A 24,758-nucleotide genomic window follows, 5' to 3' on the forward strand; every position below is an offset into this window, starting at 1 on the left:
TTTTATTTAAGAAATTCAATGAGTGATAAAACTTGGAAGACTCAAGAGCTACTAGATTTTTGTCCAAAAGATTTAACAGATAATGCTGAAGTTTATGTGGCATCAGCTAAAAGCAAGATAGATCGGATATTATTTCTAGTAGATCGTTTTACTGTTACTGAAGATCTGACATTAGAACTTGGATCTGCTCAATTTCTCAATACTCAGCTTGAAGTTGAAATTTATCTTGAATCTATAGCTTCAAATCTTCATTCACTTGCAGATGTTTTAGCACAAATCATTAATGAAATAGTTCTGAAGCCTTTACTACCCTGTGCTGAACATATCAGTAGTGAACAAGTTGATCTTAATAAAGTTAAGACTAAATTAGATAAAGTTAAGACTAAATTAGTTGGGTTAACACTAGATTCAGCGAAGGACAGATATATTAGCCAGATAATTGATAGTATTGAGAACCTATCTAACTCGTCGGAATTTTTATATATTTCAGCTTTTGTTAATACCATTAAGCATCGCAGGTTATTGAATACAACTTACCATCTTCAAGTTGACCGTGGAAGCCTAATTGATATAGGTTTCAAATTAGAGGAATTCGACTATAAAGGAAGTCATTTTCCAGAAATGCCATGTCGTAGCATCGTAATAGAGTACAGGCAGGAACTAATAGATTTTATTTTTGACATAGGTAATAGCGTAAATAATTATTGCCGTGCAAAATCAATCCAAACAGTCTAACAAGCGCTTGCACACGGAACGGCGGCATACGCTGCTAGTTGTGTAGCAAACTCCATTGCCGTCCGGTGAAGCGCAGGCCGTTATCTCGTAAACACTGCCTGACTTTGGAGATGATTCGGAAGCTCGATCGAGAGCTTGACCTACAGAAAATTGGTAGAATAAACAGAGCTGTAAGGCAATGGCAGCCGGTTTGACTTGTACGAATGGGAAAGGTAATGGCTTTTTCTTGAATCGTGAAACATGGTGGGCATTTTAAGCCTGCATAATATTTGCCAAAACTATCAATCGGACATACTCGCCAATGAAGAAATTCCTGACTATCCTCGCCAGTATGATCGCGATCGCGACACCCACCCTATTCTTAGAACACAGTACCCTACTCGCCCAAGCCCAAATCCAAGAATCACAGCTCAAAACCCACGCGATCGGCAATCTGACCTTCAAAGCACCCCGAAATTGGCTCGAAAATCCCAGGGGCGCAAGTGCGAATAGCCTTGAATTACATAACAAAAAGTTCCCCGACAGAGGCGGTGGATTTGCCCCCAAGGGTTTGATTCGCGTGGTTGCAACCATCAGTGAAGAAGACCTGGAAACCGCGACCGCGACAAAACCGAATTCTAGAGTTTGGCCTAAGACCACGACTAAAACCGAACGTCTAACGATTAACGGCAAAAAAGCAGTGCGCTTGTATGAAGACTATAACGACGGGTTTCCCGCAGGCATTGTCACCTATGTTGCCACAGGAAAAAAAGAAACAATTATGCTAGGAACTTTCTACTCCGACAGTGATACAGAAAAACAAGTTCAGCAAATTCAAGATTCGATTCGCATTACTCAATAGCACTCAAGGACTTAAATTCGGCACGTTTAACAAAAAGGCTTTTTCCAACTGGTTGAGCTAACAATCCCCGTACCTTGATAGTCGGGGAGTGTCAACAACAACTATTAAGGCAACTCAACGGAACTCGGTTTAGCAATGTGAGGCAAGCCCCAGCCCAATTTTTCCCGCAAAATGTGGAAAAACTCAAAAGACTGTATCCGAACAAAGCGGGCTGAGTAGGGCGATCGCTCGACTTGTACCCAATCCTCCGGCAAAACATAACATCCGCCGTTCCCATCTACCACCATTACCAGGCGGCTCGGACTCGCCGGCAAAATTTTGACCGGTTCGGTGTTGGAAAACACCAAAGCCCGCGAAGCCATCGAATGGGGGCAAATAGGGATCAATTGCAGCACCGGTATTCCGGGAATAATTACAGGCCCGCCGGCAGAAAGGGCGTAAGCTGTCGATCCTGTCGGAGTCGAGATAATTACTCCATCTGCGGCAATGTCAATAGAGGCGTGCTGACCGATCGCCACTTCAAAATGACACATACAAGTCAGCGGTTCGCGGTGCAGAACCATTTCATTGAGACAAAGGGCTTCCCAGAGGCAGTCATTGTCTCTAAACAGCCGCACGGCCAGCATTGACCTTTCTTCTATTTCGTATTCTCCGGCGATCGCCTTTTCCAAAGCTTGCGGGAGCAAGTTTAGGTAAGTTTCTGTTAAAAAGCCCATATGACCGGTATTGACAGTCAGCAGTGGCACTCCGATGGGAGCAACTTGGCGAAATGCAGACAGCACCGTACCGTCGCCGCCCAAAACCACTGCAAACTCCATGTCACTGTCAAAACCGGGAGGGACAAGTTGGTCGATAGGAGTGTGGCACATGGGGCGATCGGGGCTAGAATAGCCCAAAATTCCCCCGGCACCGGAAACCGCGCAGACCTCCCAGCCGCGGGCAGTCAGCTTGTCTTTCAACTCTTCGGCGATGCGACAAGAGACTGGTTTAACGTCGTTGTATATAATCCCAGCTTTCGGCACTTTAAAATGTAAAGGGCATTTTTTGTTTACTCCGTTTTTTCGTCTTAAGCTGCTCGTACTCTATTTCCTTGAGCTTCTTCAGAATCAGATTAAAGTATTCTTCGAGATAAGACTCCAAAGTAGTAGTTTCTTTGGGGTCGATTCCGAAGACACTGTAAACATCATCCATCGGAGCTTTCAAGGGTTTTCCGGCGGCCAAAACTTCTGAAAAAGCCAATCTGTCAGCTACGTTCCAACTCCACTGAAAGAACTTAGCAAATTGACGGGTGGCTTGCAACAAGGCATCTGGGGTGCGCGTAATTTTCGCTTGCTTCCCAGAAAGCCGCTCGCACAACCGCACGATTTCTTCAGCATCCCAAGCTCGATTTCCCACTACCGGAAAAGTTTTTTTCTCGGTTTCGGGAACCGAAAGCGCCCGGACGGCAAACTTCGCAACGTCCTGAGTGTTCATGTAGGCAAGGGCTGACGGCTTGTTAGGCAGCCAAACTGCCTGATTGTCCAAAATCGGCATCGCGTACAGGTTCACCAGTCCTTGCAAAAAGCCGCAAGGTCTCAAGATTGTGTAATCTAGACCGGATTCTGCTAAAAACAGCTCTGTACAGCGCTTAATTTCCAACAAGGGGACTTGCGGATATTTCTCGGCATCGAGAAAGGAAAAGAAGATGTAACGCTTGATACCTGCTGCTGCTGCTGCTTGGATCAGCGATACTTTTCCATCCCAGTCTACTCTTTTGATGCTGACAGAATCGCCGGCACTGGCTGTTGCTGCATCGATGATAGCACTGACGCCTTCTAGTGCAGGAATCAGGCTGTCGGGCTGGCAAAGATTCCCCGGTACCAGTTCGGCGCCCCATTCTTTCAAAAATGCAGCTTTTCTGTAATTTCTAACTAAACAGCGCACCTGGTAGCCCTCGTCTAGGGCGCGGCGGGCTATTTGGCGGCCGAGAGTGCCGGTGGCACCTACAATCAATAAAGTCATCTAGGGATTTATTTATGAATCTTAAACTTTCTATACAATAGTATCAGGTCTTTCTCATTTTTTTATAAAAACTTAACAAAAACCTGAAATCGTCTCATATAACGATCGGTATCCAGCAGGCGAGAGAGTCTCAGAGTCCGAGAGTCCCAGAGTTTGAGAGAAAGCGTTGCGTATTTATCGACTTATAAAAATTTTGCTTGTGGCTTTGATACTGATGTCTTGTTGACGATATGTTGTAATAACTCAGGACTCTGACAATAAATTTTAATAAACCGGGTTTTTCTAATCTTGCCAACGATCCTGCACGATTTTTATAGTAAAAAAACCCGGTTACGACGCTCGGTACGATCGCCTATTCTTCGCCGCCGCCTTGGAGTTTGAGCAGCAAGAAGCCTCCACCGATACCGACGAAAATTAGGGAAAATGACAAAAAGGCTGCGCTGATAAATTCAGGGTTCATGTGTTTTAGAGTTCCTTGACGATCGCAAATTAAATAAACATACTTTGACACTCTCGGCTTTGTTAGAGACGGAGATTCTCAATTCCTTGATTCACCGGAAAATTAGCTATCTCTTGCGAGCAATTTCCGAACAGTTCGATTCTACCCAAGTCACAACCAAACAGTCGAGTTTAGACAATCTTTGCCGGTTCATCTGAATCAAGCCTACTAGGATACTGGCCTAGAGTTTGGGCGTGTCCCACCCTACTTTTGGATTGAAAATTTGAGTTTTGCTGGTTTCTGGGTCAAGTTTCGCCGTACTGTTTTGAGAGCGGCTGGGTATCTCACTTGAGATTGCTACTTCTGGTTGACCAATTGTTCCACTTGCCGATCGCGCTTTAACGTATCAACGGTGTTATGGCCTGTGTCATGGTGGTATTTTACTGTATCAAGTTACTTAGATCAACGATCGCCATTCAAAAACTTCACAGCCTGGGTTAATCCAGCAGCGAGTTTTCATCCGCAGTCGGGGATTTCCGGGATTTTCGGCAGGTCTTGGATAATTTTAGGAAACTAGCTACTTAAATGTTAAAATTTCATTGCCGAAATTCCTGTATTTTGTGGGAGAAAACTGCCTTGAGTCTGGATCGGGAATCAAAACTAGCTGTAACTCTCGGAGATCCGGCGGGAATAGGCCCGGAAGTGATTCTCAAGGCTTTGGCAGATCCCGCTGCAGCTTTGAAAGTGACGGTTTTTGGCGATCGGGCAATTTTGCAGCAAACTTACGACGGGTGGCGATCCGGCCATCCTGCTGCGGCATCTTTGGCAAATCCCGAAACATTAAACATTATTGATATAGAACCAGACAGCAAATGGGGCGCTATTGTCCCCGGTGTTGGAAGTGCAGCTAGCGGGGCGGCTAGCTTTGCGTATATGGAAAGGGCGATCGCCCGTACCCTTGCCGGCGAATTTGGGGCGATCGTCACCGGGCCAATTTCCAAAACTTGCTGGCAAGCGGCCGGTTACAATTATCCCGGACAAACAGAACTCCTCGCAGAAAAATCTTCATCGCAGCGCTTCGGAATGCTGTTTGCCGCCACATCTCCCCACAGCGGTTGGACGCTAGTAACTTTACTCGCCACCACACATATTTCCCTGCGTCAAGTACCCGATGCTTTGACTCCAGAATTGCTGAGCGAAAAACTAGAATTGCTGGTAGAGTGTTTGCGGGAAGATTTTGGGATAGAAAGACCGAAAATTGCAATTTCTGGCTTAAATCCTCACAGTGGCGAAAATGGCAAATTGGGAAAGGAAGAGCAAGACTGGATGATACCTTGGTTGGAAACGCAGCGCGATCGCTTTCCTCAAGTGCAGTTAGACGGGCCAGTACCCCCGGATACCCTGTGGGTAAAACCGGCTAAAGTTTGGTACGGCTTAGCCAAGGAAGCTCACGACGGTTACTTGGCAATGTACCACGACCAAGGGTTGATTCCAGTAAAATTGATGGCTTTCGACAAAGCAGTCAATACAACAATTGGTTTGCCCTTTGTTCGCACATCTCCAGATCACGGCACAGCTTTTGATATTGTAGGTCAAGGGATTGCCGATGCTTCCAGCATGAAAGCAGCATTGCAGTTGGCGGCCGAGTTGGCCAGTCGCAGAACAGCAGTTAAGATAGGCCGATAGGCGCGAGATCGGCCCAGGGCGAAAAATTAATTGTGTCATTCCTATTAGACAAATCCTAAAAAGCCTGTAAACAGCAGGTATCCTGCCAGTTCCACAAGAATTATTGGAGATGTCTATTGATTTTCGCAGTAGTGAGGCGATAAACCAACAGGTCATTTTTGGCGATCGGTTAAAATCAGATTTTGGTAACAAAGTATGGCAGCATCTAATGATAATTTAGGCAAAGTATATCAGTCAGAACCAGAAGTTGCAGATGAAAATTTGGCAATCCCTAACGCTGGAGACCAACTTCAGGAATTGCTAACAATACTGACTGAATTGCAATTAGTAAAAAACTTTAAAAAAAGACCAAATGAGTTGAAATTACCGCTGTCATCTCAACAACAAATCGAGGATTTTGATCGACAGGAAACTCAGCGAAAGCGATTGTCTTTTATAATCGAATCCTCTGCTGTTGTACCGGAAGTATTGACTAACAATGAAGAAATTCCATCACAAAGACGACAAATAAATAATGAAGAACCAGGTGGATCGAGTGCGGCAAAGGTAGCCAAAAATTATCGACCTTCGGAGGAAGAATTAGCACAAGCAGTGGAGGAGTTCAAAAGGTTGCAGCAATTGCTTTTTGAAAGGGATGTGCCGGAATTTTACAGTCATATTTTGAACGCGGAACAAAGGTTAGAAAATTTTGAAAGTTTGATGTCTGAACCGAAGGAGTTGATGAATTTAGTCAGACCGTTAATTCCTGAGTTGGTGAGAGAAGAAGTAGAGGGGTTTAAGTTGGAATTAAAAAAGGCGATCGAACTCGCCACCAACGATGGAATTAATCCCCTCGAATTCCAGGCAAAGTTAGCGGATTTGGAAAATCAAATTGCTAGTTTCAACCACCAGCAACTACCGAATCCCGAACAATTCATCCAACGGCTGATGCCTGTGGTGGGCGAGTTGCTCAACCGCAGGGTAGAGGAGTCTAAGTTAGAAGTAGCTTCGGCGATCGCACCGACAGTCAATCAAATAATTCACAATCACAACGGGCTGGAAAAGAAAGTAGTAACAATTGAAGATAAACTGGCGAACATTCAGCAGCGTTCCCAGCAGCAACCGGAAGATTTAATCAAGCAATTAGTTCCGGTAGTTAGCGACTTGCTGAACCGCAAAATTAGTGAATTAAAGTTAGAGGTTGTCGAAGCTGTCGCGCCGTCGGTACAGGTAAGAATAGCTTGGGTAGAAATAGAAGAAAAAGTATTAAGCATCATTGAGGCCCGGCTGGCGGTGCAACAGTCGCCAATTCAGAAGCCAGAAGAGATCGTGGCGATGCTGATGCCCGCAATCACTGATTTGCTGAACCAAAAAATTGATCGATCAAAATTAGAAGTAGCAGCGGCGATCGAACCTTTGATAGAATCAGCAATTCTGCAAAGAGAAGTTCAAGGAAAATTGAGCGATGTTGAAAGTAGATTAAACAATCTTCAGCGACAGCAAAAGTCTCAGCCGGAAGAAATCATGGCGCGGTTGATGCCGCTAATGATTGAGTCGCTAAACCGGAAAATTGATGAGACAAAGTTAGAAGTCAGAGAGGCGATCGCCCCGGCTGTCAACACTGCCATTCAAAACAGCGGTATTGCAGCACAAATATTGCAAAATGAAAGTAGGATTGTCGAAGTTCAGCAGCAAGTTTTAGCGGAAATAGAAGGGTTGATGGGCAGAATCATGCCTGCGATCGTAGAGATGGTGTCGGGAAGCCTTCGGGAAGCGAAGCTAGAGATAGAATCTGCGATCGCCCCCGCTGTCGATGCCATCCTTCAGAATCAAAGAATCGATGCAAGACTTGCAAACATCGAAGAAAAGATTGTGGCGATCGAACACCGGATTTATGAATCCACAGACTTGTTTACAGATTTACTGAAACCTTTGATTGACGAGTTGATGGCTAACCATCACGCGCAACTACAAAAGTCTGCGATCGAATCTATTTTACCATTGTTAGATGAAGTTGTAGGTTATAATTACAAACTCAACGGTAAAGTAGAGGAACTCGAACGCAAAATAACCGATGCTCAATGGGGAGGCGATCGGGAAGAATTAGTGAGGCAAATTCAACTGATATTTCCCGAAATGATGCTCGAAACAATAAATCAGTCGAGACAATCATTTACAGAAAGCATAACTCCGATAATTGATGAAGTAATTAATACCAAAACCCGAGAAAATAAACACTCGATGGGAGTAGCCATAGCGCCTGCTCTTCCTGCGGGAATCCGTCACACAGTCAGTGAATCGCCCGATGCAATTGCAATGGCGATCGCACCGGAAATGGCCTCTGCTATCAAACAGCAAATTCATCTCAAACGAGAAGCAATGTCGGATGCACTTTATCCGATCGTCGGTAGCACGATTTTAAAGTACATCGCAGAGATGATGCACCAGATCAATGAAAAAGTCGAATCATCCTTAAGTACAGAGGGAATTAGTCGCAAAATTCAATCCAAATTACAGGGAGTTTCTGAAGCAGAATTGCTGATGCAGCAAACAACACCGCTGACTGTTAAAGCTGTTTTTTTAATTCAAAAACAATCAGGCTTAGTAATTTCAGCAGTACAGCATTCTGAACGCGAACAATTAGAATCAGACATGGTAGCGGGAATGCTGACTGCTATTCGCGCTTTTGTCAACGATTGTATCTCTCAATCGGGAAACATTGCCGAGATTGATGCCATAGAATACGGCACATCTACAATTGTGTTGGAAGTCGCTGGTTCATGTTATCTCGCAGTAGTAATGCAGGGAGAAACGAGGCAGTGGTTTAAGTACAAAATGCGAGCAATATTCAAAAATATTGTTCAAGAATATGGAGATATAATCCAATCATTTAACGGCGATTCCACCGCAGTGCCGCCCGAAATCAACACAAATTTGCAAAAGTTAATCGAGACAGATATAAAAGTCAAATCTCCTAAAAAGCCAATTTTACCAATTATCGGTTTAGCAGCGTTAGGTTTAATTGGCATACCTTGGGGAATTCATCAATACCGCAGCGGGATTGCAGCTAGCATAGAAGCAGATACAAATTTAGCTTTACAATCTAGTCCAGAGTTATCGGTTTATCGCCTCGCGGCAGATGTTAAAGATCGAATATTGGAGATTTCGGGACGAGTACCGAATCAAAAACTGCGATTGCAAGCGGAAAAAATCGCTCAACAAACTGCTCCCAAATTAACAATTGACAATAAAATCATCGCCGTTGAAGTACCTCCCGATCCAGTTTTAGCTGCAGCCGATGTCAAACGTACTGTGGAGCTTTTGAATAAATTAGAAAGCATTAATATTTCGGCTCGCTATGCAGAGGGAAAAGTCGCCGTTGCAGGTAGCGTGAGCAAGGCCGCAGATGCTGAGAAAATAACTCAAGCTTTTGAAAAAATTCCGGGGGTGAAGTCTGTAACAAATACAGTGGGAATAGGCACTCAACCTTCCTCACAAGCAATAGATATTCGCCTTTATTTTGGTGTGGGTTCAGCAATTTTATCGCCAAAAGACCTCACACAAAAGCTGACAAAAGTCAAGGAATATATGAAGGAAAATAGTACGAAGAATTTAAGAATTATTGGCTACAGTGATTTTAAGAGCAGTCCGGCGGAAAATCAAAAATTGGCACTGGGAAGGGCGGCAAATGTGAAAACTGCTCTGGTTAAACAAGGGATAAGTGGTAACAGAATACAGGTGGCTTCTACTAAGGGCAGTCCTGAAGGTGTGGAGGCTAATCAACCGCTCTGGCTGAGAAGATTAGTAGTATTTGAGGTGGTTAATTAAATTCAGGAATTGGGAATTGGGAATTGGGAATTGGGAATTGGGAATTGGTAATTGGTAATTGGTAATTGGGAATTTTACCTAATGACTGATGACTGATGACTGATGACTGATGACTAATGACTAATGACTAATGACTTTTAATTTAATCGAATTCGCCCGGAGGTAAAGGCTTGTATTCGATCGCCCGCCAAGCATACTAACAAGCGACCGCTTCCGTCAATGCCGGCGGCTTTTCCGCAGATGGTTTCTGAGGAAAGTTCGATCGCCACATTACAGCCAATCAGCCCGTCGCGGCGTCGCAATTCCGGCAAAAGTAGCCCTAAACCAGACTTTTCGGCTGGCTTGTCTGTTGTGGAAAACATATCGGCTAGTTCGAGTAAATAGTGCCGCAGTCGATCGAGCAAACACAATTCATCTGGTACTGTAGTAGCAATCGAATGCAGGCTTACCGCATTGCCGAGATCCCTTTCATCCAATCCCGCAGCCGCGAAATCTACGCAGCGGTTGAGTCCAATTCCCACAACGGCGCGAGTTTTGCCAGAAACATTGCTAGAAGTGGCTTCACAGAGAATTCCGGCTAATTTGTGGCGATCGATCCAAACATCATTCGGCCATTTCAGGCGCAGCATATCGCGGCATTCGGGAACCAAATCCTCGATCGCGTAAATCACCGCCAAACCGACTGCTAAACTGAGTCCGGGTAACAGATTGGGATTGAGATTGTCTAGGACAAAGCTAGCAGTAAAAACACCTGTTGGGGAGTACCAAGTGCGTCCGTGTTGACCGCGCCCGCTGGTTTGCTGCTTAGTAAATATTACATCTCCGTGGTGGAGTTTGGCCGCGCGGGCGATCGCCCAACTGTTTGTACTCTCGCAGGTTTCTAACGAGTGCAGCCAGTGAGGGAAGTTTGGGCTATCGGCGGGTGATTCGGGTGGAATTAATGGCTGTTCAGACAAGGTTTGATTTGTAATATTTGATATCTCAAAGCTGATTATCGCAGGCCGATAGGTTTTTTTTAGGTGATTTGGGCGATCGGCATTTTCCTCAGTCATATCAAATCCGTTAGTATCGAAATTATTCATCTCTCTCTTCTCTTCCTCTGTGTTCTCTGCGTTCTCTGTGGTTAAATCATTCCCCTACAGCCGTAATTGATATCAGTCTTGGACGCACAGAGAGTCAGAAACCCGATTTCTGCGATAAGAAACCGGGTTTGTTTAGCCTTAGTATTACCCTCAAAAAAAGACAAGCAATCGCCCCACAATTTACGCTGATTGGTCTTGCATTTCCAGCAACTCAGGAACCGTCACAAACCGATATCCCTGCTTTTTCAAACCCGCAATCATCTCCGGTAAAGCCTTAACAGTACGAGATCGATCGCCCCCGCCATCGTGCATCAAAACAATCGCCCCCGGCTTCGCACCCTTCAACACATTATTAACAAAAGCCGACGGTTGAGCGTGCGGATCGGTATCTGCAGAAGTTACCGACCACATCACCACAGAATAATTGCGATCCTTAGCATACTTAGCCAAACCATTATTCAAAACACCTCCCGGCGGACGGAAAAAAGTAGTCTTAACTCCCGTCGTTTCGTAAATAAGTTTTGCCGTGCGATCGATTTCATCAGCCACCGTCGCTGCATCCATCGGATCGTACCAGTGATGCCACGTATGATTGCCGATCGCGTGACCTGCCGCCACAACTTTTCGAGCAATTTCAGGAGAATTTTCGATAGATTTACCTATCCAAAAAAAGGTGGCTTTAACATCATTTTGCTGGAAAATATCGAGCATTTGTTCCGTCGTTTTCGGCCACGGCCCGTCATCAACCGTTAAAGCAATAACTTTCTCAGAATCTTTGACTTTTCCCTCAAAAACAGTTTTTCCCTGAAACTGTTCCGGCGGCACAAAAGTCAAAAGTTTTTCTTGCGATTCCAATACAGTGAGAAGTTTCTCAATTGTGCGATCGACATTCAACGCTGTGCGATCGTCCCCTACTTCCTTTGCTAGCGGATTTACCGTTAAAAATTGGTTGAGATTCTGCACCTGCACCTGAGCGGTTGCATGATTATTGCTTCCCTGTTGGTTTCCTGGCATCAGCGTACCGATGACAAAGCTAATCGCAGTCGCTGTTAGGGCGATCGCCACAAAACGCCATTTTTTTCGCAGTCTCTCAAACAGATGATTTCCGCTCACTTGAAATTCCTTTCACTCCACACTGCGGATAATGATAATGGGAATTCCAGGGAAAAAAACTAAATTTTTTATTATGTCTCAGCCGGGATTGACAGCGATCGAATGCGCGCCGACACAGACAAAACCGGCAAGAGTTAAGAGTTTCTTGAGTGCGCGCAGGTGGACTTTGTTTGTATCGCGGCGATTTCCGATCAAAAGATATCTCAAACATCCCTACAGAAGGCATCGCAGTCCCCGCCACGACTTCCGCCAAAGAAAACTGTTCCGCCAGCAAACCCTCAAAAAACCTCAGCACGGTTAATATCTGTGTGTAGTACAGTCTCACCATCGGATTTATTACGGGCTGCACCACCGGGTTATCAGCCTAATGTCTTGATTTTTGGTAACTCTGGGATGTAAAAGTGTTGGTTTGGGCGATCGACACCCATTGAAAAAACCCAATTTTAAAAAAAAGTTGTATTACCCCCTTGACAGTTTTGTAATACGCAATGTAGTATAAATGTACGGCGAAGGAGGAAGAGCTTAAAAGCCTTATTCCACAAGCAATACGAACCTTGAAAACCGAATAGAAAATTAATCGTGTCACATAATTGCGGACATCGGCGGTTTAGACTCCGGCAACAAAAGCCCGATCGGCTTGTAGTACGCGGAATCAACCGCCACCCGTCCAAACAGCAATTTCTTGAGGCTGTAGCTCAATTGGGAGAGCGTCGCTCTGTCACAGCGAAGGTAGCGGGATCGAAACCCGTCAGCCTCGTCTCCGTTTCCCGGAGTTGCGAGTAACAAATTATGAGTAACAAATTTATGAGTTTTGAATTAACAATTTTCTTTAACTCAAAACCCATAACTTAAAACTCAAAACTTTCAAAGTCCCGTAGGCAAATTGGTTTAAGCCGTCACCCTCTCAAGGTGAAAATTGCGAGTTCAAACCTCGTCGGGACTCCCAGGTTAGGTGGCTGAGTGGCTCAAAGCATCGGTCTGCAAAACCGAATTTCGCGGGTTCAAATCCCGCCCTAACCTCTGTTCTTACTAATTCGCAGGAGCAATCTCAAATCTCAAATCTCAAATAAATAGTGCTGTAGGCAAATGGTTTAAGCCGCTTGGTTTTCACCCAAGTGAATTGCGGGTTCAACTCCCGTCAGCACTTTGTGTGGGTCGTTGGCAGAATGGTTTTGCAGCCGCCTTTTAAGCGGATGGATCGAGGTTCAATTCCTTGGCGACCTACCAAATTTTCCATCTTGGGTTGGCCCTCCTATTGGTGTGGGTAGCTGTCTGTAAAACAGTAGCTTAAAGCGTTGCTGGTTCAATTCCAGCCCGACCCATTTGCAACTGTATTATGACTTATACAGAAAACCCAGTTTCTGAGAAAAATCTTGCATCTCTACGAGAGATATTAAGAGAGAAACCGGGTTTTTGACCCCTTGGGTAAGTCCTGTGTATTTAATATGCCGTTGCAATTTTGAGAATGAGTTGTAACTGGACAACAATTCAGTTTGCGCGACTGAACATTTGGGGGTTCAAATCCCTCCGTTCTCGCTGTGGAGAAGTGGCCGAGCGGCTTATGGCGCTTTCCTGCTAAGAAAGAGCGGTTTAACACCCGTCGTGGGTTCAAATCCTACCTTCTCCGTTTCCCCCCATAGCTCAGTTGGTAGAGCGCTTGTTTGAAGAACAAGAAGTCGTCAGTTCGATACTGACTTGGGGGATTGCGTTGCCTTATAGCTCAATGGTAGAGCAAGCGGTTGTTAACCGCTAGGTTGTAGGTTCGAGTCCTACTGAGGCAGCCATTTTTCAAATTGCCGGGTAGACAAATTGGTAAAGTCGCCTATCTCTGAAATAGGAGTTTATGTAGGTTCAAAGCCTACCCCGGCATCCAATTATTGGGAAGTCGCCTAATTGGCATGGCACCGCTCTTTGAAAGCGGACAAATGTAGGTTCAAGTCCTACCTTCCCAGTTCTGCTGCAAAAGCAGATCGATCGTACTCCTGTAGCCCAATTGGCAGAGGCCGCAATTTCAAGAATTGTGTTGTGTGAGTTCAAATCTCACCAGGAGTACCAAATTTTTAACTAAGTTTCTACTTGCTCCTGTGGCGGAATTGGCAGACGCGGCAGACTTAAAATCTGTTCTATTTTGATTGTGAGTTCGAGTCTCACCGGGAGCATGAACGGGATGTAATTCAGCGGCCAGAAGCCATGCTTTGGGAGCATGGAGTCGTTGGTTCAAATCCAACCATCCCGACTTTACCTCTGTGATGTAATTGGAAAACATCGCTCGCTTAGAACGAGTGTTTTGCTGGTTCGAGTCCAGTCAGGGGTATGAGGTTTTATTCAATCTCAAATCTCAAATTTCAAATCGGTTTTGCCCCTGTAGCCCAATCGGTAGAGGCGCTAGATTTAGGATCTAGTCAGTGCTGGTTCGATGCCAGTCAGGGGTATTTGGTGACATCGCGGGTGAAGTAGCCTGGGTAGGCTTGGAGGTCTCATAAGCCTCTTCATAGCAGGTTCAACTCCTGCCCCCGCCACCAAAAATGCAGGTGTGATGTAATTGGTAACATGAGGCTCTTGTAAAGCTTTCTTGCAGGTTCAAATCTCGCCATCTGCCATTAACAAAAAAACATGGGAGCGTAACTCAACTGGATAGAGTGTCGAGCTTCTACCTCGAATGTTGTGGGTTCAAGTCCTACCGCTCCTGCTGTCTGGGGTTCGTAGCTTAATTGGTAAAGCATCTAACTGGCTGTTAGAAAGATATCGGTTCAAATCCGATCGCAATCCACCACACCAATTTTAGATTTTAGATTTTAGATTTACTCGACAGGTGAATCTTTTAAGCTGGCTCATAGCTCAATTGGTAGAGCGCTTGCTTGGCACGCAAGAGGTTAGGAGTAGCCCTCGGGAAAGCTTCGCCTACGATGCTCCTTGATTCAACTGCGGTGTCTGAAGCCAAAGCGGTAGTGGCGCTGGTTTGTGGAACCAGTAATAGCGGGTTCAATTCCCGTCAGACACCCCTCGGAAGATGCCGCTAAATGGTTGGCAACCAGTCTTGAAAACTGGGGTACAGTTAACTGTAAGGGTTCGATTCCTTCATCTTCCTTTTAATTAACCACCGGAAGTCGAAAAGCGAGACACCGTGCTGATAACGCGGCGATAGGAGGGGCAGTACCTCCTCGGTGGATGGATTGGTTTATAATAAGTCTAAATTTAGTAGTTATTCCACCTAGAAGCCATGAGCATTCAAGTTCTCAAATTAGAATTAATTCAGTGGATCTTGTTATTAAAGGATAATCAAATTTTAAACGAAATCCAAAAACTGAAAGAAAAGTCACCTGAAAAGACTGATGTCCTCAAACCTCGTCAATTTGGCTGCGGAAAAGGAATTTTTACTTGCGTTGCGGATGATTTTGATGAAACGCCTCCAGGCTTTGAAGAATATATGTTGCCATGAAATATCTAATTGACACTCACATTCTAATTTGGTTTGTTGAAGGTAACGCTCGGCTTGATGAAGATGTGCGATCGCTGATTGCTAATCCTGTCAATGAAATCTATATCAGCCAAGCTAGTCTGTGGGAACTTACGATCAAAATCAGCATCGGTAAGTTATCTTTGTCTATTTCTGTGTCCGAGTTAGAAAAGTTTCTGATTAACCACGATTTTCAAATTCTAGAAACTAAGTTCATTTATTACTAGAAATTGCAAAATCTCCCTTTTTATCATCAAGATCCTTTCGATCACCTAATTATTTTTCAAGCCCAAGCAGAAGATTACACTATCATTACACATGACGATAGGTTCAAACAGTACGATGTAAAATTGTTGTAAAAAATAATTATCAAAATAAAGGTTAAACATGAGAAAACTAAAATATTACGTTGCTTCCACCGTTGATGGGTTTATTGCTCGCGAAGATGGCTCATTTGATTGTTTTCCTATGCAAGGAGAGCATTTTGCTGATTTGTTTGAGTTTTTTCCTGAAACTTTTCCGGCTCACGTTCAAAAGGCTCTCGGCATTGGTCCAGAGAACAAGCAGTTTGATGCTGTTTTGATGGGACGGAAAACCTATGAGGTAGGTCTAAATGTGGGTCTGACTAATCCTTATCCCAGCTTGAAACAGTATGTCTTTTCGCGCAGTATGGAAGCCAGTCCAGATAAGAATGTTAAACTCGTTTCAGACAATCCAGCTGCATTCGTTAAAGAATTGAAAAAGGAAGCGAGTCAAGATATCTGGCTGTGCGGCGGTGGCAATTTAGCTGCAACTCTTTTTTCTGAGATTGACGAGATGATTGTGAAGTTGAACCCGGTAGTGATTGGGGCGGGAATTCCTGTGTTTGGGAGGGCGATCGCACCGACGAATCTGGAATTGGTCGATCGCAAAATCTACAGCAACGGTTTCATGTTGCTTCACTATCGACTGAAGCATTAGCAATATAGAGTTTAGCTGTGGCAATTTCTGGGGGAAAAAAGGACTGAAGTCTTTACTAAAAAATGATTTTCTAGGAATTACAACGCAAAAACAGAAATTTTAAGGGTGGTTGGCAGAGCGGTATTGAATAAGGGCGCTCGTGTAAAATAAAGTTGTTCTTTAAGAAAATGCGTCGATTCTGCAATGAAAACGCTAGCTAAATGGTCTGTGGGCGACTATCACCGCATGATTGAAGCAGGGATTCTACGCGATCGCCCTGTGGAGTTGCTAGCCGGTGAAGTTTGCCAGATGAGTCCAGAAACCCCAATTCATTACAACACAACCAAACGAGGTACTAAATATCTCGAAGAACTACTCGCAGGTAAAGCTGATGTCCGCTTCAACGGGCCAATTACGCTATCAGACTCTGAACCAGAACCAGATATTGCGATCGTGCGATTGCCGGAGTCTGCTTACAACGATCGCCATCCCGAACCTCAAGATATCTTTTGGATTGTAGAGGTTGCTCAAACTAGCTTGAAGAAGGATTTAGAGTTGAAAGCCGCCATTTATGCCTCGGCACAAATTCAAGAATATTGGGTTTTAAATTTATCTGCTAAGCAAATCATCGTGTTTCGCTATCCTCAGAATGGCGAGTACGCTACAGAGCAAAAGATCGAGGCGGGAACAGTTATACCGCTGGCATTTCCCGACATTCGCGTATCCGTTGAGAGACTTTTCGGGTGATTGGGGCGATCGCCACAAATTTTTACGAAAACACTTGATTTTTCAGAATAGTTGTGTTATATTAGCTCCGATGCGGGAGTATAGCTCAGTTGGTTAGAGCAGGTGACTCTTAATCTCAAGGTCGAAGGTTCAAGTCCTTCTACTCCCATCCCAAATCCTTAACCTGAATCGAGCGAAACTCACGAGTGCAATCAACTGCTGTAGGGGTTGGATTACTGTGAGTATTTGCGTTTTGGGATTTTTAATGTCGATCGACCCGATCGCGCGATCGCCCAAGCTATTTTTAAATTGAATAACAACAGGAAATGGTGATTAGCTATGATAGCAAATCTCTCGGCGCGCTGCTATGGAGGCGATCGCGATTTAAGTGCGATCGTCGATTTGATCGATATTTGCGAAGCAGTCGATCGGCTCGATCAAAGCACTTCCATCTCGGAATTGCAACAAAAAATTAACGAACCGTCGCGAGATTTAGCGCGCGATATCCGCCTTTGGGAAGATGCCGAGGGCAAATTAATCGGTTTCGCCTCGTTGTCGATTTCGGAAACTGGAGAGCCAATCCAGGGTTTGCTGTCGTTTCGCATCCACCCCGACGCCCGATCCGGGGATGTGGAAGCGGTAGCCGTCGCTTGGGGCGAAACGCGGATGCGCGAAGTTGTAAAAGAGCGGGGCGCGCCTGTGAAGCTGCGATCCTGGGCTAGGGCACAGGATGCCGATCGCATTTCTGTGCTGGAAAGTTGCGGTTTTCGAGTCGATCGGCATTTTTGCCGCATGGCGCGATCGCTCTCGGAATCGATCGCACAACCCGAATTCCCAGAAGGTTTTGTGCTGCGTCTATTCCCCGGCGCGCAGGATTCGGAAGCTTGGGTAGAAATGTACAACCAATCGTTTATCGATCACTGGAACCACCGCGATTTAACAGTCGAAAAATTCAAATACGATTTAGCCCAACCCAATTATAGAAAAGATTTAGACTTGATTGCAGTTGCTGCTGACGAGACTTTTGCAGCTTTTTGTTATTGCGAAATTAGCCCGGAAGAGTGCGATCGCACAGGACGAAATGAAGGCTGGATTACTGTTCTCGGTACAAGGCGAGGTTTCCGCAAAATTGGATTGGGACGGGCTATGTTGCTGGCTGGTTTGCATCGACTGAAAGCTGCCGGTGTCGAGACTGCAATTATCGGCGTAGATGCTGCAAACCCTTCCGGTGCATTGCGACTTTATGAGTCAGCCGGCTTCCACAAAATTCGCGATAGCATTTTTTATGTAAAGGATGTTTGAGCGATTTGAGACTTGCGCGCAGGGTTTGAGAAACCGGGTTTCCAAGCGTCTCGCTGCCATGATTTCGGGCATTTGCGAAGCTGTACTGTTCGTCTGGGCCTTTGACACGATGCCGTACCAAGTCCAAGCAAACGGCAGCGAATTGATTGATTGGGAACGCGCATTCAAGCACATTAGACCTCTTGCAAAAGTCAAATTTACCCTCCGCAAGTCCCCCCTTATTAAGGGGAGAAACAAGAATAATCTTGCTCCCTCCCCTTAATAAGGGGAGGGTTGGGGTGGGGTGCTTTGGATTTTTGCAAGAGTTATATTAACGCAGGCGGCGGCACTAGCTGCGGTTGCGCGGTGGAAGCAATGCGACTTAAGAAGCAAGTTGTCGAGCAGTTCATTATGGTAACAGATGAAGGCGAAAATTCTGCACCTTATTTTGTTGATGCCGATAGGAATTACTGTCGCAGTTGGGGCGTAATTCTGAATGTGGTGTCAGAACAAGTTATGCTAGAGGGAATGCGTCAAAATCATCGACATTTGGCAGAAACAGAATGGTAATTTTCCGAGTGCAGTGCGATCGTCCCCGCTGGCGACAAATAATCGCGATCGAGGACGATCGCACTACTGTATAATTCCCATCTAACCATATTTAAGATTACTCCCAAACATCTCCCTCAATATCCTCAAGCGATAACTTTTTCCCGTTTTTCAATTCTTCTCTAGTTTGCTCGACAATTTCTAGTAACTCTGGATTGGCGATGGATGAAATTAACTTTGAATCAGCAGCAGCCAAAGCCTCGCGCAACTTTTCCGAAGTGAATGCGGGATATTTTTCTAATACCTGTTGTTCCGTCCATCCCGCCGCAAACAGCCCCAACAAGAATTCTACAGACAATCGAGTTTCTGGCGCTGCTGGTGGACTTGTTGAAGTTTTCCGGTTGGGATGAATGAGCTTTCGCCAGTCCATTTTTTTACTTAAACGATTTGGGAAGATTTCGTCGATTATACTGCAATTTGGGCACAGTATAAATACGGGTATCCCTAACTGATTCTGTAACACTCCCACCGAATATCGGAGGATTTTAGATTTTATATGAAATAATTGAATAATTGGGAATCACTTATGAGTTAAGGGTTTGAAGCTTTGCTAAACTTACATTTTTTGTAAACTGGTGTCATTTCCCGATTTGGCAATTAAATTGTTGTTACGATCGCACTGCAGCACTTTCTTGTAGACTACACTGATAGGGTGTTGACAAGGCGATTCCCTAGGGGATAAGCCCGCTTCACCACCTTTTTTTGTTCGTTGAAATACCAAATCGCGTTAGCGAAGCTTGCAGCAGAGGAGCGCGCGTTAACCTCAAGCCACCGTGCAACCGACAGTACAACTACTTTAACTTCTTAAAACTATGGGAAAAAAGTCAAAAACCCAAAAATCCCTGGTCAAAAAATCCAGTTTGCTCTTCCAGCGACTGCAAGAAGCTCTCGATCGAGGCAGTAAAATTTGGATTAAAACAAATAATAGTAGTTTCGGCGGCATTCCGATTAATTTGTTTGGAGAATTTATCGAACTTTTGGTAATTGTTCCCCCAAACGAACAGGGAGAAAATACTGATGCTTACGGACAAGTTACGTGGCTGATTCGACTCTCTGATATTATTGGACTCGCCTATCCTACTGAATACTGGTCAAAAGATAGATTAGAAAGTTTACTGCCACCCGATCCAGTTACTTCCGAAATAGGTGATTAACTGGGTAAGGTGCTTGTGGCGCACCCAAGTGGTTTGTAGTGAGAGCTTTAGTCATCAGATTATCATGACTAAAGTATTCACTACAAGCCTTTTTTTTGCATAACTGACTGGATATAATAGAGATATTTTTTAAGCTGTTTTGCGATCGGAAATATACATCCCTCCGACCGATTTTTATCAATTCAATTACTTGTTGCAAGCCGAAAGCTGCACTTTGCAGTTGCCGCCGTCTAGTTCGCTGCAACCAGCCAAAGCTTGAGCTTCTGCTGCTGATTTATCATCGCCCCAACCCGCGCCCGCTCCTCCTTTACCTACTGCGATCGCTCCACAGTTATTCGTATTAGATGTCAGGGGTTCGCAGTCGTTAGCCCCATCACTTTGCTGATTGCACGCGGCGACTGCTGCGTCTAGCGCTTCTTTCTCTGTAGCATGATCCCAACTAATACCCGTCGCGTCAGAAGTCGGAGAATAAGCAGTAGCTCCATGAGTATTTTCAGCTCGAACAACTGGGGCATAGCCCAAGATTGAAACTGTCAAAACTGTCACTCCAACCAACTTGAAAAAGAGATTTTGCAACATATTCGATTCAGAGCTTTACAAGATTTATCTTGACGATTGCTCACTATTATATTAGAATATTTATTGATGTCAAGAATCTTTAGAAAAATTAATACTCGATTAATTTAAAAGTCGTTAGTTGGAGTAGTTGAAGATAGATAATGGGCGGAGCGAAGCGGAGGGATGGGGCATCGGAAATAGTTAGTAGTTAGTAGTTAGTAGTTAGTAGTTAGTGGTTAGTGGTTACTTGTTAGTATTTGGTCAAATAACGAATTCCCAATTCCCAATTCCCAATTCCCAATTCCCAATTCCCAATTCCCAATTCCCAATTACTATAAGTATATTTTTTCACAAACAACTTTACAGAAGTTCCGAAGTAATGTCGCTGCTAAAAAACTTTTCGGTAACGGTTTGCGGCGCGGGCGCTTTGGGTGCGAATATTACAGAAAGTCTGGCGCGATCGGGCTTTTGCCAGTTAAGAGTCATCGATCGCGATCGCATCGAAGAGCGCAACCTTTCCACTCAACCTTATTATCGATCGGACATCGGCGCATTTAAAGCCAAAATTCTCGCCAACAACCCGTACCGCGCTTTATCCGTCAGCATTGACGCGCACTCCAAAGAATTGACACGCGCAAATGCCGATCGACTGCTTGCCAATAGCGCCGTCGCGATCGATACTTTTGATAACAGCGTCGGGCGGCAAGCAGTCAAAGATTACTGTACCAGAGTCTCCATTCCCTGCTTGCGCGTCCGATTAGCAGCCGATTACTCCGAAATAATTTGGAACCAACACTATCGGGTTCCTTCAGCAGCAAATGATCGCGTTTGCGATTACCCCCTGGCGAGAAACTTGGTAATGCTGACAGTTGCAGTCGCCTGCAAAGTAATTGTTACCTTTGCTGCTACCAAAGAGCAACAAAATTTAACTTGCACGATCGGAGATTTTGCAGTACAGCCACTTATATTGTAAAATGTCGGTTGATTGTTGCCAGAAACCCGGTCGAGATTGGACACCTCCATCCCAGAAACCCGGTTTATTACTCTCAAACAATCGTCAAACTTGCAGAAAACGCTTGAGAAAATTAACAGGGAAAGTATGGTTGGATCGCAGACTTTTTATTATTTACTAGCAGTTCTGGCTTTATTAGTTTTGACTGGTGCCAATGCAGCCAGTTATTCAGCGGGCGGCACTGTTTGTCCGACTAATGATTGCCACGAACCACAAGTTAGATTCCATAAAAGGATTTTGAAGCACGGATCGAGAGGGGCAGATGTCAAACAACTGCAAAAATTGTTGAACGCGCAGGGTGTGTGCCCAGAGCCGATCGCACTTGATGGCGTATTCGGCCCGACAACCCTAGATGGAGTGAAGAGATTTCAGCGGCAAGCCCACCTTCCTGTAGACGGAATTGTGGGAGGCAAAACTTGGGACAGACTGTTTGCTAGTTCCTAAGTTTAAGTACCGGAAAACAAAAGTTCCTAAGTCAGTGGATTTTAGATTTTAGATTTTAGATTTTAGATTTACTCGATAACAGATGAATCTGGAAGCTTAAACTCTGTAATCTAATTTTTTTTCTCGACCCTCGATAGCCTCGGAAAGCAAGTACCTGTGTTTGGTTGGAGTCATCTTTGGTAATAATTAATCCCTGGATTTGTAGTTGCACATCAAGTAGATTTTGTGCAACTAAAGATACCTACATTGCCATCAAGAATCAATCGCATATTAGATTGCTAATGAATGAAGTTTTAGATTTTTGGTTTGGTCGATCGCACTCTCCTGAGTTTGGCAAAGTCCACAAGAAATGGTTTGAAAAAGATGCGGATTTTGATGCCCAAGTGCGTTAGCGAAGCCCTCGAAGAGGATCGCACTTTCTGTCCCAATACGAACTAGCCGCCTCCGGCAAACTAGACTATTGGCAAGATTCCCCCAAAAACTGCCTAGCATTAATTGTACTGCTCGATCAGTTTCCGCGCAATATGTTTCGCGAAACGCCGAAAGCATTCGCCACTGACAGCAAAGCCTTAGCCGCCGCCCAACACGCTGTTAACAATAACTTCGATCGCGAATTGCTGCAAGTAGAAAAATGGTTTATTTACCTACCTTTTGAACATAGCGAAAACTTAGAACACCAGCACAAATCTGTGGAACTATTTCGCGAACTCTACGGCGAAACTGACAGAGATTCAATGATTGAATACGCAATCCGACATTTTAAAATAATCGAGCGTTTTGGCAGATTTCCCCACCGCAACCAGATTCTCGGACGCGAAACAACACCCGAAGAAGCAGAGTTTCTCAAACAACCAGGTTCGAGATTTTAAAGCGCGATTGCAAAACTTTTAGGTTATTTGCTCTACAAACTAGAAAATGCTATATTTATATCAAATCCGGTAGCATCCCAATTATAAAATCGAGTCAGATCAAATCCGCGCTTCATCGTCCTGTATTCATCTCTCTCTAGTCTTCCTCTGTGTTCTCTGCGGTCTCTGTGGTTAAATCATTCCGATGCCACCGGAAACGATATTAAGAGGAATATCTCACTGACTTTAAAGCAAAAAGCACAGACTGAAATTGATATAAAAAATAGCGATTTTCGGCTAACATTTAAAATTTCAAATCAAATTGGCTACTAAAATTATCATTTTACGAACTGTCGGATTTAAATCGCGAAACTGCGGAAGCAGATAGGTTATTAATTATTCAAAAAATTTCCGGTAAATCTCAACTTATATCGTTTCCGGTAGCATCGGAATGATTTAACCTTACTAGAACACAGAGTACACAGAGGGAGAGAATATATATCTGAATCATTCCGATGTTACCGGATTTGATATAAGTAAGGTTTGAAGCTGACTAAAAAATCAGATTCCCGACTTCTTGAAAAAGTCGGTATCTAATCGATCGCCCTTTTTTCACCCGCGATACTGAACCCGATAAATCCGGTTGTTCGCTTCCTCAGTAAACAGCAAACTCCCGTCAGGTAAAACCAGCAAACCAACCGGCCGCCCCCAAGTTTTCGGGCCAGAAGGATCGGTGAGAAAACCAGTCAAAAAATCCTCATAATAACCTTGAGGTCGTCCGGTAGCCGCATTAAAAGGTACAAACACAATTTTGTAACCAGTTCCTGCGTTGCGGTTCCAACTGCCGCGAAACGCCACAAACGCCCCGTTAAAAAATCTTTTGGGAAACGTTTTTCCGTCGTAAAACTGAAGTCCCAAAGCTGCCGAGTGCGCCTGAAACAGCACGTCTGGCATCAATGTTTTGGCCGCTAAATCAGGTCGATCGCTCTTGCCGTTTTTAGCGTGGCGCGGGTCGAGCAAATTCGGCTTAAAATAAGCGTAAGGCCAGCCGTAAAACTCGCCTTTACGAATTCTTGTCAAGTAATCCGGCACCAAATCATCTCCCAAACCGTCGCGTTCGTTGACTGTGGCGTAGAGTTGATTAGTTTTGGGGTGAAAATCCAATCCCACCGGATTTCGCAAACCGGAAGCAAATGTTTGCTGGTTTGTGCCGTCCAAATTCATCACTTGCACAGACGCCCTCGGCAGCGGTTCGGAGTTGGCATTAGACTGGGAACCAACTGATACAAACAACTGGCGGTTGTCTGGGGAAGCGACAACGTTTCGCGTCCAGTGTTGGTTGTAGCCACCGCCCGGTAAATCGGCAATTTTTTGCCCTGTTCCAGTTAATTGTTCCTGCCCTTTTGTGTAGGGAAACCGGCGGACTTCGGCGGTGTTTCCTAGGAAAAAATAGCGATCGGCAAAAGCCATGCCAAAGGGAATATTTAAATTATTTTGGGCGCTAGCAAAAGTCTTGCGAACCTCAGCAACACCGTCGCCGTTACCATCCCGCAACAGCGTAATCCGATTCTGCCGGGTTTCTGTTACCAAAACATCCCCAGTCGGTGTCAAAGCCAGCCATCGGGGAGCGTCTAAATTGTCAGCAAACACGTTGACGACAAAGCCCGGAGGCACTCGCAGCACTGGCGATGGGGGAATCGGTATTACTTGAGGAGGTTTCGAGGCGCTTTCGGTGGCTCCTGGCTGCGGCAAAGAATTTGCCACAATGCCGATCGGCTGCGGGGAAAGCGGTTTGGTCGGTACAATTTGATTTGTCCGACCATTTGTCAGCGGTGCAGGGGAGGGAATTTGCGACAGCGGATTTTGCTGGGGAACAGGAGTGGCTGTGGCATCTGTAGCTCGATCGCACCCAATCAACGGCAGCAGCAGAATTAGCAACAGGAAACGCAGGTAAGACATAGCAGCGATTTCTCCACAATTGCTCGACAATTCTTTGATTCTAATTGCTATTAAACAGCGAAGCCAC

At 44.9% G+C, this 24,758-nt stretch carries 23 protein-coding genes and 23 tRNA genes; 38 read left to right on the forward strand and 8 right to left on the reverse strand.

Annotated elements, in window-relative coordinates:
• The first annotated feature begins 18 nt into the window (after positions 1–18).
• Both QUB13_RS07130 and QUB13_RS07135 read left to right on the forward strand, forming a co-directional pair.
• Positions 19–735: a hypothetical protein gene (locus QUB13_RS07130; protein ID WP_333379863.1), complete on the forward strand. Its 717-nt coding sequence runs from the start codon at positions 19–21 to the stop codon at positions 733–735.
• 301 nt (positions 736–1,036) lie between these two features.
• Positions 1,037–1,576: a hypothetical protein gene (locus tag QUB13_RS07135; RefSeq protein WP_333379864.1), complete on the forward strand. Its 540-nt coding sequence runs from the start codon at positions 1,037–1,039 to the stop codon at positions 1,574–1,576.
• Between the two features lie 104 nt (positions 1,577–1,680).
• On the opposite strand, the gene QUB13_RS07140 is transcribed toward QUB13_RS07135, so the two are convergent.
• The 3 genes from QUB13_RS07140 to petM form a co-directional block, all read right to left on the reverse strand.
• Positions 1,681–2,598 carry an NAD(+) kinase gene (locus tag QUB13_RS07140; RefSeq protein ID WP_333379865.1) on the reverse strand — a complete coding sequence of 306 codons (918 nt, stop codon included), beginning with the start codon at positions 2,596–2,598 and terminating at the stop codon, positions 1,681–1,683.
• Position 2,599: 1 nt separating this feature from the next.
• Positions 2,600–3,577 (reverse strand): SDR family oxidoreductase, encoded by a 978-nt coding sequence (locus QUB13_RS07145; RefSeq protein WP_333092915.1) that lies wholly within the window; start codon positions 3,575–3,577, stop codon positions 2,600–2,602.
• A gap of 352 nt (positions 3,578–3,929) precedes the next feature.
• Positions 3,930–4,088: a cytochrome b6-f complex subunit PetM gene (gene petM, locus QUB13_RS07150; RefSeq protein WP_370528839.1), complete on the reverse strand. Its 159-nt coding sequence runs from the start codon at positions 4,086–4,088 to the stop codon at positions 3,930–3,932.
• Positions 4,089–4,601: 513 nt separating this feature from the next.
• On the opposite strand from petM, the gene pdxA reads away from it, so the two are divergent.
• Both pdxA and QUB13_RS07160 read left to right on the forward strand, forming a co-directional pair.
• Positions 4,602–5,702: a 4-hydroxythreonine-4-phosphate dehydrogenase PdxA gene (gene pdxA, locus QUB13_RS07155; protein WP_333379866.1), complete on the forward strand. Its 1,101-nt coding sequence runs from the start codon at positions 4,602–4,604 to the stop codon at positions 5,700–5,702.
• Positions 5,703–5,897: 195 nt separating this feature from the next.
• Complete coding sequence (locus tag QUB13_RS07160) at positions 5,898–9,509, forward strand: OmpA family protein (protein WP_333379867.1); 3,612 nt, start codon at positions 5,898–5,900, stop codon at positions 9,507–9,509.
• A gap of 137 nt (positions 9,510–9,646) precedes the next feature.
• On the opposite strand, the gene QUB13_RS07165 is transcribed toward QUB13_RS07160, so the two are convergent.
• A complete protein-coding gene (locus QUB13_RS07165) occupies positions 9,647–10,591 on the reverse strand; it encodes a biotin--[acetyl-CoA-carboxylase] ligase (RefSeq protein WP_333379868.1) in 945 nt (314 codons plus the stop codon).
• A gap of 180 nt (positions 10,592–10,771) precedes the next feature.
• Positions 10,772–11,704, reverse strand: a complete 933-nt coding sequence (locus QUB13_RS07170) for a polysaccharide deacetylase family protein (RefSeq protein WP_333379869.1) — start codon at positions 11,702–11,704, stop codon at positions 10,772–10,774.
• A gap of 37 nt (positions 11,705–11,741) precedes the next feature.
• Between QUB13_RS07170 and QUB13_RS07175 the strand changes: the two genes are divergently transcribed.
• From QUB13_RS07175 to QUB13_RS07320, 30 genes are all read left to right on the forward strand, one after another.
• Complete coding sequence (locus tag QUB13_RS07175; protein WP_333379870.1) at positions 11,742–12,005, forward strand: hypothetical protein; 264 nt, start codon at positions 11,742–11,744, stop codon at positions 12,003–12,005.
• A 383-nt stretch (positions 12,006–12,388) separates the two neighbouring features.
• A tRNA-Asp gene (locus QUB13_RS07180) sits at positions 12,389–12,461 on the forward strand.
• Positions 12,462–12,572: 111 nt separating this feature from the next.
• Positions 12,573–12,650 (forward strand) — tRNA-Glu (locus QUB13_RS07185).
• Positions 12,651–12,724, forward strand: a tRNA-Cys gene (locus QUB13_RS07190).
• Positions 12,725–12,776: 52 nt separating this feature from the next.
• Positions 12,777–12,851, forward strand: a tRNA-Glu gene (locus QUB13_RS07195).
• Positions 12,852–12,856: 5 nt separating this feature from the next.
• A tRNA-Lys gene (locus QUB13_RS07200) sits at positions 12,857–12,931 on the forward strand.
• Between the two features lie 13 nt (positions 12,932–12,944).
• Positions 12,945–13,026, forward strand: a tRNA-Tyr gene (locus tag QUB13_RS07205).
• 218 nt (positions 13,027–13,244) lie between these two features.
• A tRNA-Ser gene (locus QUB13_RS07210) sits at positions 13,245–13,331 on the forward strand.
• Positions 13,332–13,334: 3 nt separating this feature from the next.
• Positions 13,335–13,407: transfer RNA gene (locus QUB13_RS07215), tRNA-Phe, on the forward strand.
• 6 nt (positions 13,408–13,413) lie between these two features.
• Positions 13,414–13,488: transfer RNA gene (locus QUB13_RS07220), tRNA-Asn, on the forward strand.
• Between the two features lie 10 nt (positions 13,489–13,498).
• Positions 13,499–13,577: transfer RNA gene (locus QUB13_RS07225), tRNA-Gln, on the forward strand.
• A 5-nt stretch (positions 13,578–13,582) separates the two neighbouring features.
• Positions 13,583–13,656: transfer RNA gene (locus QUB13_RS07230), tRNA-Gln, on the forward strand.
• Between the two features lie 26 nt (positions 13,657–13,682).
• Positions 13,683–13,759: transfer RNA gene (locus QUB13_RS07235), tRNA-Leu, on the forward strand.
• 23 nt (positions 13,760–13,782) lie between these two features.
• Positions 13,783–13,863 (forward strand) — tRNA-Leu (locus QUB13_RS07240).
• Between the two features lie 4 nt (positions 13,864–13,867).
• A tRNA-Pro gene (locus QUB13_RS07245) sits at positions 13,868–13,940 on the forward strand.
• Between the two features lie 4 nt (positions 13,941–13,944).
• Positions 13,945–14,018, forward strand: a tRNA-Leu gene (locus QUB13_RS07250).
• 44 nt (positions 14,019–14,062) lie between these two features.
• Positions 14,063–14,136: transfer RNA gene (locus tag QUB13_RS07255), tRNA-Leu, on the forward strand.
• Between the two features lie 95 nt (positions 14,137–14,231).
• Positions 14,232–14,303: transfer RNA gene (locus tag QUB13_RS07260), tRNA-Thr, on the forward strand.
• Between the two features lie 16 nt (positions 14,304–14,319).
• Positions 14,320–14,393, forward strand: a tRNA-Arg gene (locus QUB13_RS07265).
• A 7-nt stretch (positions 14,394–14,400) separates the two neighbouring features.
• A tRNA-Ala gene (locus QUB13_RS07270) sits at positions 14,401–14,477 on the forward strand.
• A 54-nt stretch (positions 14,478–14,531) separates the two neighbouring features.
• Positions 14,532–14,626, forward strand: a tRNA-Ala gene (locus QUB13_RS07275).
• Positions 14,627–14,631: 5 nt separating this feature from the next.
• Positions 14,632–14,705, forward strand: a tRNA-His gene (locus tag QUB13_RS07280).
• Positions 14,706–14,709: 4 nt separating this feature from the next.
• Positions 14,710–14,792: transfer RNA gene (locus QUB13_RS07285), tRNA-Ser, on the forward strand.
• A gap of 132 nt (positions 14,793–14,924) precedes the next feature.
• On the forward strand, positions 14,925–15,143 hold the full coding sequence (locus tag QUB13_RS07290) for a hypothetical protein (RefSeq protein WP_333379871.1): 219 nt from the start codon (positions 14,925–14,927) through the stop codon (positions 15,141–15,143).
• Positions 15,140–15,388: a type II toxin-antitoxin system VapC family toxin gene (locus QUB13_RS07295; protein WP_333379872.1), complete on the forward strand. Its 249-nt coding sequence runs from the start codon at positions 15,140–15,142 to the stop codon at positions 15,386–15,388. The genes QUB13_RS07290 and QUB13_RS07295 overlap by 4 nt, the downstream gene beginning before the upstream one ends.
• Before the next feature lie 160 nt (positions 15,389–15,548).
• Complete coding sequence (locus QUB13_RS07300) at positions 15,549–16,121, forward strand: dihydrofolate reductase family protein (RefSeq protein ID WP_333379873.1); 573 nt, start codon at positions 15,549–15,551, stop codon at positions 16,119–16,121.
• A 183-nt stretch (positions 16,122–16,304) separates the two neighbouring features.
• Positions 16,305–16,847: a Uma2 family endonuclease gene (locus tag QUB13_RS07305; protein WP_333379874.1), complete on the forward strand. Its 543-nt coding sequence runs from the start codon at positions 16,305–16,307 to the stop codon at positions 16,845–16,847.
• Between the two features lie 74 nt (positions 16,848–16,921).
• Positions 16,922–16,995 (forward strand) — tRNA-Lys (locus QUB13_RS07310).
• A gap of 170 nt (positions 16,996–17,165) precedes the next feature.
• Positions 17,166–18,128 carry a GNAT family N-acetyltransferase gene (locus QUB13_RS07315; RefSeq protein ID WP_333379875.1) on the forward strand — a complete coding sequence of 321 codons (963 nt, stop codon included), beginning with the start codon at positions 17,166–17,168 and terminating at the stop codon, positions 18,126–18,128.
• 288 nt (positions 18,129–18,416) lie between these two features.
• Positions 18,417–18,677, forward strand: coding sequence for a hypothetical protein (locus QUB13_RS07320; protein WP_333379876.1), 261 nt, complete (start codon positions 18,417–18,419; stop codon positions 18,675–18,677).
• A gap of 97 nt (positions 18,678–18,774) precedes the next feature.
• Here QUB13_RS07320 and QUB13_RS07325 read toward each other — a convergent pair whose 3' ends face one another.
• Positions 18,775–19,086, reverse strand: coding sequence for a DUF433 domain-containing protein (locus QUB13_RS07325; protein ID WP_333379877.1), 312 nt, complete (start codon positions 19,084–19,086; stop codon positions 18,775–18,777).
• Between the two features lie 442 nt (positions 19,087–19,528).
• Between QUB13_RS07325 and QUB13_RS07330 the strand changes: the two genes are divergently transcribed.
• On the forward strand, positions 19,529–19,870 hold the full coding sequence (locus QUB13_RS07330; protein ID WP_333092927.1) for a hypothetical protein: 342 nt from the start codon (positions 19,529–19,531) through the stop codon (positions 19,868–19,870).
• Between the two features lie 186 nt (positions 19,871–20,056).
• On the opposite strand, the gene QUB13_RS07335 is transcribed toward QUB13_RS07330, so the two are convergent.
• Positions 20,057–20,416 carry a DUF4189 domain-containing protein gene (locus QUB13_RS07335; protein WP_333092928.1) on the reverse strand — a complete coding sequence of 120 codons (360 nt, stop codon included), beginning with the start codon at positions 20,414–20,416 and terminating at the stop codon, positions 20,057–20,059.
• A gap of 346 nt (positions 20,417–20,762) precedes the next feature.
• Here QUB13_RS07335 and QUB13_RS07340 point away from each other — a divergent pair, with 346 nt between their 5' ends.
• From QUB13_RS07340 to QUB13_RS07350, 3 genes are all read left to right on the forward strand, one after another.
• A complete protein-coding gene (locus tag QUB13_RS07340; protein ID WP_333379998.1) occupies positions 20,763–21,401 on the forward strand; it encodes a HesA/MoeB/ThiF family protein in 639 nt (212 codons plus the stop codon).
• A 126-nt stretch (positions 21,402–21,527) separates the two neighbouring features.
• Positions 21,528–21,884: a peptidoglycan-binding domain-containing protein gene (locus tag QUB13_RS07345; RefSeq protein WP_333379878.1), complete on the forward strand. Its 357-nt coding sequence runs from the start codon at positions 21,528–21,530 to the stop codon at positions 21,882–21,884.
• A 419-nt stretch (positions 21,885–22,303) separates the two neighbouring features.
• Positions 22,304–22,753 carry a DUF924 family protein gene (locus tag QUB13_RS07350; protein WP_333379999.1) on the forward strand — a complete coding sequence of 150 codons (450 nt, stop codon included), beginning with the start codon at positions 22,304–22,306 and terminating at the stop codon, positions 22,751–22,753.
• A gap of 591 nt (positions 22,754–23,344) precedes the next feature.
• Here QUB13_RS07350 and QUB13_RS07355 read toward each other — a convergent pair.
• Complete coding sequence (locus tag QUB13_RS07355) at positions 23,345–24,691, reverse strand: sorbosone dehydrogenase family protein (RefSeq protein ID WP_333379879.1); 1,347 nt, start codon at positions 24,689–24,691, stop codon at positions 23,345–23,347.
• Between the last annotated feature and the right edge of the window lie 67 nt (positions 24,692–24,758).

It is taken from the genome of Microcoleus sp. B4-D4 (assembly GCF_036705185.1).
Taxonomy (GTDB): Bacteria; Cyanobacteriota; Cyanobacteriia; order Cyanobacteriales; family Microcoleaceae; genus Microcoleus.

Coding starts and splice junctions, on each gene's coding strand:
- QUB13_RS07130 (WP_333379863.1), top strand. CDS start 19: ATGAGTGATAAAACTTGGAAGACTCAAGAGCTACTAGATTTTTGTCCA.
- QUB13_RS07135 (WP_333379864.1), top strand. CDS start 1,037: ATGAAGAAATTCCTGACTATCCTCGCCAGTATGATCGCGATCGCGACA.
- QUB13_RS07145 (WP_333092915.1), bottom strand. CDS start 3,577: ATGACTTTATTGATTGTAGGTGCCACCGGCACTCTCGGCCGCCAAATA.
- pdxA (WP_333379866.1), top strand. CDS start 4,602: ATGTTAAAATTTCATTGCCGAAATTCCTGTATTTTGTGGGAGAAAACT.
- QUB13_RS07160 (WP_333379867.1), top strand. CDS start 5,898: ATGGCAGCATCTAATGATAATTTAGGCAAAGTATATCAGTCAGAACCA.
- QUB13_RS07165 (WP_333379868.1), bottom strand. CDS start 10,591: ATGAATAATTTCGATACTAACGGATTTGATATGACTGAGGAAAATGCC.
- QUB13_RS07175 (WP_333379870.1), top strand. CDS start 11,742: ATGGGAATTCCAGGGAAAAAAACTAAATTTTTTATTATGTCTCAGCCG.
- QUB13_RS07290 (WP_333379871.1), top strand. CDS start 14,925: ATGAGCATTCAAGTTCTCAAATTAGAATTAATTCAGTGGATCTTGTTA.
- QUB13_RS07295 (WP_333379872.1), top strand. CDS start 15,140: ATGAAATATCTAATTGACACTCACATTCTAATTTGGTTTGTTGAAGGT.
- QUB13_RS07300 (WP_333379873.1), top strand. CDS start 15,549: ATGAGAAAACTAAAATATTACGTTGCTTCCACCGTTGATGGGTTTATT.
- QUB13_RS07305 (WP_333379874.1), top strand. CDS start 16,305: ATGAAAACGCTAGCTAAATGGTCTGTGGGCGACTATCACCGCATGATT.
- QUB13_RS07315 (WP_333379875.1), top strand. CDS start 17,166: ATGATAGCAAATCTCTCGGCGCGCTGCTATGGAGGCGATCGCGATTTA.
- QUB13_RS07325 (WP_333379877.1), bottom strand. CDS start 19,086: ATGGACTGGCGAAAGCTCATTCATCCCAACCGGAAAACTTCAACAAGT.
- QUB13_RS07330 (WP_333092927.1), top strand. CDS start 19,529: ATGGGAAAAAAGTCAAAAACCCAAAAATCCCTGGTCAAAAAATCCAGT.
- QUB13_RS07345 (WP_333379878.1), top strand. CDS start 21,528: ATGGTTGGATCGCAGACTTTTTATTATTTACTAGCAGTTCTGGCTTTA.
- QUB13_RS07355 (WP_333379879.1), bottom strand. CDS start 24,691: ATGTCTTACCTGCGTTTCCTGTTGCTAATTCTGCTGCTGCCGTTGATT.